Below are 5,373 nucleotides of genomic sequence, written 5' to 3'. Positions count from 1 at the left end.
TCGTCCTGAGCCTGTCGAAGGGCGTGTACTCCGGCCTCGATTATCGTGCCAGTCATTCTTCGACTCCGCTCAGGATGAACGGAGACCGAGTTTGAAATGTTGGAATTATTTAAGAACAATTCCTGAGTGGCTGGCCATATGGAATCGAATATTTCTGGCAATTTGACCAGAGTTGTAACGAAGCATGGATGCAGGAGCCTGGAGCAACGCAGGAGCAGTTGCCGCATAGGGTAGCCTATTCTCGGACAGCCTCCCGGTCGCCCCCATTGGTCCAACACCCTGAAAGTTCTCATTATGGGAACTTCTATGCGATCCGGGCGGCCCCACTGTTCTACGGAAATGAACTATGAAACAGAAACTTTCTTGAGCGATCAAGAACCCTCGCCCGCCGGGGCGGGGAGTGTCAGCGAATGTACTCAAACACCTTTACAACTCGTGCAACTCCATGAGTATTGGCGGCAATTGATACGGCCTCCTGTGCCATTTTGGGGGTAATGAGTCCCATCAGAAAAACCGTTCCCTGTTCCGTATTGATTTTAATTCTGTCAGCGATAATGTCTTCATTGGTGACCATTGAGGTTTTGATTTTGGTGGTTAACCAACTGTCGTTACCTTGCACCAGAATATCGGCGTTTGGACCAATTTCCAGCTCATTGAAGACATGGCGAACCTTTTCCACGCTCTGTGCTGTCTGGCCTGCCAGTTTTTTCAGGTTTTCGTTGGGCACCTGGCCAATAAGCAAGACAGTACCGTTAAAGCTGATAACCTTGACTCGTGACTCTCTCAGGGCTGGATCTGCCTTGTTGATGTTGACGGCGGTGACGGTTTCAATGGTCTGGTCATCTATCCATGATCCCCAGGTGCGTTTGCTGTTATCAATGTTGACAGGCTCTTCGTTAACGGAGTCAACGAGCGCTGCGCATCCACTTAACAAGGTCAGTAATCCGGTCAGCAGGAAGGTAGAGAGTGCAATGCCGATAGGTTTCATGGTTACCCCCCCCCCCGGGGTCATACATAGTGAAAAATTAAGGGTTGTTGGCGTTATTCAGCGGAAAACAGGAACTCATCAATCAGATCGCAAAGGCAATGAATGACCAGGGTATGCACTTCCTGAATGCGCTGTGGGCTGACGTCAGGCACCCGGATTTCCACCTCTTCCGGGTGGAGCAGGCGAGCCATGTCACCCCCGTCCTTGCCGGTCAGGGCAATTACCTGAATATTCCGGTCATGGGCGGCCTGTATGGCCTGAACCATGTTGGGGCAGTTGCCATGGGCTGAAATGGCCAGCAGTATGTCACCATCCTGACCAAGTGCCCGTATCTGTTTGGAGAACACTTCGTTGTAACTTGAATCGTTAGCGATGGAACTCATGGTCAGGCTGTCTGCGCACAATGACAGGGCGGGCAGGGCAGGGCGTTCACGATCAAACCGGTTAAGCAGCTCAGAAACAAAGTGCTGGGCGTCGCCTGCTGCACCACCATTGCCACAGGCCATGATTTTTCCCTCATTCAGCAGCGATTGAACCATCATCTCTGCTGCTTCGGCAATGATCGGAGGGAGAGCATCGGCCGAGCGAATCTTGGCGTCGATGCTGTCGGAAAAGTGTTGCGTTATACGTTCATGCATGCCTGGAACCCTGAAAACCACCCGGTTTTCCTTCTTCTGACCGCTCTTCTGAACAGCGATCAGAAGACTTCTCTGCTTTCAAGAAAACTTCTTAAAAAGCACTTTTAATCCATTTTAAGCTGTTTTGCCCTGTGGCGTCATGATTGTCAATGGATATTGCATCAAATCGACAAATCCTGTGGCTGTGCTGGCGATATTTTTGCAAATAAACGGCTGCAGTCTTGCGAATTTTATGTTGCTTGTTGCGGTCAATCGAGCTGGCTGCGTTACCGAATTGAACTTGGCTTCGGGAGCGAACTTCGATGAAAACCAGAGTGTCATGCTCCAGCATAACCAGGTCAACTTCACCGGTTTTGCAAGCAAAGTTTCGATGTAAAAGGGTCAGTCCCTGTTGTCGCAAAAACAACAGGGCGCGGTTTTCTGCATCGGCACCTTTTCTGCTACCGAGGTTGAGCTGCCAGGGCATAGAGTGCGGGAGTGGTTATGGGTGGCTTCGCACTGTTATTCAGCGAGATCTCAGGGGTTTTGGGTTTCACGATAGGCAGTGGCGTGAGTTGGCCATTTTTGAAAATTTGCCACGAGAGTTCACGATGGACTTTGCCGCTCGGGGCAATACTGAGTGATCCGGTCATTCCCGGCAATTGGCTGCCTTGCAGGTTGGCGAGTTGCTGGATTCTCGGGTAGAGCTTATAGGCATCGGCACCCAGTGCATACAGTGTGCCCAGTTGGCCTCTGGATTGTTGCCACAGGGTATTGATCTGTTGTTCCAGTGGGCCTGGCGCTCCGGGGATTAGCCAGGGCATAACAGGAACCCGGATACCGTCCATATCCTGATCCTGATTGGTATTGGTGATGCCTGAAAATGCGCTGGATGTTGCATAGACCGGCAGGTTGCGTGCGTATTGGTAGGCCAGGGCCGGCTTGATCTGCCTGGCTTCCTGGGGGTTGGCACCGATAAATACCATGTCCACGTCCTGGCGCCGACGGGTCTGGAATCCTGGTCTTTCACCCAAAACACGGGTTAGTCGTCTTGCTCTCGCTTCGCTTTGATCGGTGTGCAATAGCGAGCCAGCCAGGGCACTGAACTGTGTTCGGGCATCAAATTCGCCAGTGTCTGCGATTCGACCGCCCAGTTCTGCCCATCTGCTTGCAAAGGTGGTGCTGATTTTCTTACCCCACTCAGTATTGGGCGTAATGATAATTGCCGTGCGGTGTCCGTCCAGCCTGCCTCGTTCTGCGGCCATGGTGGCTTCATCTTCTGCAGAGAGGCCAAATTGGTAGAGGCCGGCCCGGGGGGGTGTTGGCGGTGCTACATCAGCACCAGCATCAGCTGCGGGCGGCTCAACGGCATCATCAACGTAGTTCAGGGCCAGAACCGGGATACGGTTGCTGATGTCATCGGTTAAGGATTTTACCCGGCCTTTGTCCAGGGGGCCAATAATCAGCTGCGCCCCGTCCTCAATGGCCTGAGTGGCCAAATCATTGATATCGGTGTCCCGTGTATTATAAAACTGAAGTTCCGGGAGAGATTCTCCCTGAACCATGGCTTCATAGTGAGAGGCCAGCAGGCCGTCTCTGATGGCTTCACCGACCTTGCTCAACCTTCCTGAAAGTGGCAATAGTACAGCGATTTTGTCAGGACGTCGGATGGAGCTATTCTTCAGTGCTTCAAAGTCTCCGGGCAGGTACTTGTGCGCCGGATGGTCTGACCAGTCTCGCTTCCACTGTTCCAGTCCGGTCAGTTGTTGATCCAGGCTGTGACCGGTTTGATAGATTAATGCAAGGGACAGCCAGCCTTTCAGTTGCGGTGAACGTTCCTGTTGATAGAGGTTGTCGAGACGCTTTGCCGGAACATGCAGGAGTGTTTGCCAGAAGCTGTCGTAATGGGGTTCACGTTCCGTTTCTGTCAGGTAAGGGCCCGCCAGCAGCCACTCATCCAGAGAAGCCTGATATTCACCATATCTGGTATAGGCCAGTGCTTTCAGAATATGTGACTGGGCATTAATGTAGATGCTGTCACTGATAATAACAGCTTCGCGATCAAGCCACTCAAACACTGCCCAGTCCTGGTGATTGATCTGGGCAATCTGCGCCTGCTGAACCGACAGTTCCGCCTGAATGCCCATTGGCAGTTGCTGGTAAGGCAGTTGATCCAGAATCTGCTGTGCACGAGTTGGATCTTTAGTCATCAGCTCTCTGGTGATCAATAGTGTCTGACTGGCCCGATCCGGATAACTGAGCCTCGCCGCCTCGACCAGCCGCTGGTCGATGCTCTTGATCGATTTTGTGCCTTGCACCAGTGCAGGTTGTGATGAGCAGGCGGTAATAAGCACAGAAAAAGCAAGGACTACCAGCTTTCGGGCCAGGCTGTTACTCAGAACGGTTGTATAAGTCATCATTTGCAGTTGTGGGCCAGCTCTTGGGGGTCTTGGTCAGTAGCTCGATTGTACACAAGGCTTGGAATCGACACTATAGCTTATTGTTGGTTCGAATTATTGGTATTTTACTCTTTCCGGGATAAAGTCGCTGCCTGCTGGCTGCAAAAGCATCAGCGGTTCCGGCTTTGCCGGTGGTGCCAACCGGGCTCGTGTGAGGGCGGGAAATCCTGCTAATTCAAAGCCTGGCCAGATGATCGATCAGTTTAGTGACAGATATTGTCAGATTTCCTTGCTGATTGGTCACTCAAATTTTGGTGTAGACGGACTACAATGTTCAAGATGTCCGGCAGGGGTTTGGGGTATGACTACCGTTCAGGGAAGGGAATATGGGTGTTGCAATCAGAGATGGTTATGTGCAGTTTTCGGCATTCGATGCTGCATCTCACGAATACCATACCGGGAGAGGGTCAGGCTGGCTCAGAGGGATCGCCTGTTTATTATTCTGCCGGAAAGTGACTATTCTGGAATCTGATCTGGTACAGCAAATCGGGGATTTGCGTGATACCAGATTTATCAAGTCATATTTGAACGGCAGGCAAATAGCACCCGTTGGCCCAAGCCTGTGTAAGCCCTTGCCAAAGCAGCAATTTAAAAGTAGCTGTGCTGCACGATGCCTGCAACAGGCAGCTTATGAACTTGGAATAAACAAAATACCCAACATCAAATACCCTGGATTTAATGGTCAGGCCATTGGGGACAGAAGTGTTGAAGCTGCTATTTATGGTATTGCATGCAGGCATTTCAATGATAGTGGAGATTTAAAGCAGAATCTTCCGGGAGATCTGAATAATGGTGGTGATTGCGGCCCCGTGGGTATCAAGCATGCTGCCGGGCTTCTTGGGCTTGATAGTCGCTTTTATTGCTCTTCGAGGCTTACAGAATGGTATTTTGCGCAAAGAAACCCTGCTGACTGGAAAGAAATTAAAAAATATTGTCCCGTGCATCGCACTTCACCACCCGGGTTGTGTGGTAATGAACGACTAATGTTGCATGTTTGTAATTACTCAATGCTCGGTTTTGATGACAATGCTCTCAAAGTGAGACGAGATCACTTTATTATGCAGCGGCCAGATGGAAGTTGTTATAACCCGGACGCAGGAATCGACTACCCTTCAGTAGCCGCCTACTTTAAGGTAACGGGTATGCGGCCAAGTGGCACTTATACGCTCATCAGTGCTAAAAATTCCTGGAAGGCTGTCGGACTCAAACGTCTGTAGCGAGAAATTAAGGCCAGGAGGCTGTCCGAGAATAGCGCCTGTAGCGAGGATGGCAGAAAATTGAGGATAAAAAGTCGGAAATTTTTAGTGAA

The 5,373-nt window shown here is 50.9% G+C and carries 5 protein-coding genes; 1 reads left to right on the top strand and 4 read right to left on the bottom strand.

The genetic code is table 11. The features are described from left to right. Positions 1 to 403 precede the first annotated feature (403 nt). The 4 genes from KDK14_RS06070 to KDK14_RS06055 all read right to left on the bottom strand — a co-directional run bounded on the left by KDK14_RS06070 (position 404) and on the right by KDK14_RS06055 (position 4,025). Positions 404 to 988: a BON domain-containing protein gene (locus KDK14_RS06070; RefSeq protein ID WP_257264122.1), complete on the bottom strand. Its 585-nt coding sequence runs from the start codon at positions 986 to 988 to the stop codon at positions 404 to 406. A 53-nt stretch (positions 989 to 1,041) separates the two neighbouring features. Next, complete coding sequence (locus KDK14_RS06065) at positions 1,042 to 1,626, bottom strand: phosphoheptose isomerase (RefSeq protein WP_257264121.1); 585 nt, start codon at positions 1,624 to 1,626, stop codon at positions 1,042 to 1,044. A gap of 91 nt (positions 1,627 to 1,717) precedes the next feature. Next, a complete protein-coding gene (locus KDK14_RS06060; RefSeq protein ID WP_257264120.1) occupies positions 1,718 to 2,092 on the bottom strand; it encodes a YraN family protein in 375 nt (124 codons plus the stop codon). Beyond that, positions 2,067 to 4,025, bottom strand: coding sequence for a penicillin-binding protein activator (locus tag KDK14_RS06055; protein ID WP_257264119.1), 1,959 nt, complete (start codon positions 4,023 to 4,025; stop codon positions 2,067 to 2,069). Before KDK14_RS06055 ends, KDK14_RS06060 begins: the two co-directional genes overlap by 26 nt. A gap of 365 nt (positions 4,026 to 4,390) precedes the next feature. Between KDK14_RS06055 and KDK14_RS06050 the strand changes: the two genes are divergently transcribed. Beyond that, positions 4,391 to 5,281, top strand: a complete 891-nt coding sequence (locus KDK14_RS06050) for a hypothetical protein (protein ID WP_257264118.1) — start codon at positions 4,391 to 4,393, stop codon at positions 5,279 to 5,281. Positions 5,282 to 5,373 lie beyond the last annotated feature (92 nt).

The sequence above is a fragment of the Endozoicomonas sp. ONNA2 genome, from assembly GCF_024606365.1.
GTDB lineage: Bacteria > Pseudomonadota > Gammaproteobacteria > Pseudomonadales > Endozoicomonadaceae > Endozoicomonas.
This window is presented reverse-complemented; position numbering and strand designations above follow the sequence as displayed.

Coding starts and splice junctions, on each gene's coding strand:
- KDK14_RS06070 (WP_257264122.1), bottom strand. CDS start 988: ATGAAACCTATCGGCATTGCACTCTCTACCTTCCTGCTGACCGGATTA.
- KDK14_RS06065 (WP_257264121.1), bottom strand. CDS start 1,626: ATGCATGAACGTATAACGCAACACTTTTCCGACAGCATCGACGCCAAG.
- KDK14_RS06060 (WP_257264120.1), bottom strand. CDS start 2,092: ATGCCCTGGCAGCTCAACCTCGGTAGCAGAAAAGGTGCCGATGCAGAA.
- KDK14_RS06055 (WP_257264119.1), bottom strand. CDS start 4,025: ATGATGACTTATACAACCGTTCTGAGTAACAGCCTGGCCCGAAAGCTG.
- KDK14_RS06050 (WP_257264118.1), top strand. CDS start 4,391: ATGGGTGTTGCAATCAGAGATGGTTATGTGCAGTTTTCGGCATTCGAT.